Raw genomic sequence first — 230 nt, forward strand, 5'->3', positions numbered from 1 at the left:
ATCGTACTTTGGTAGGTCTTTGAAGCTGAAATTCCAGTTGCCTTCTTTATCAGCTTTCACTTCTTCTGTTTTGAACTCTTTACCATTTTGAAGCAATTGAACTGTGATGCTTTCTGGGCGTGTGTTGAACTTGTTGTTGTAGTCTTCCCAGACTTTTTTACCACTTAGTTCTGTTTTGTCCGTATTCTTGTAAGTGTTCGTAATCGTTGTTCCTTCTACTTTTGTTTCAT

General features: G+C 37.4%; 1 protein-coding gene. It reads right to left on the minus strand.

Annotation, left to right across the window (positions count from 1 at the left end; translation table 11 throughout):
- Positions 1-230: Cna B-type domain-containing protein (locus tag Q3V31_RS30905; RefSeq protein WP_329767709.1), on the minus strand; the 230-nt coding region annotated here is incomplete at both ends.

Source organism: Bacillus nitratireducens, assembly GCF_036320425.1.
In the GTDB taxonomy this organism is placed as follows: domain Bacteria; phylum Bacillota; class Bacilli; order Bacillales; family Bacillaceae_G; genus Bacillus_A; species Bacillus_A nitratireducens.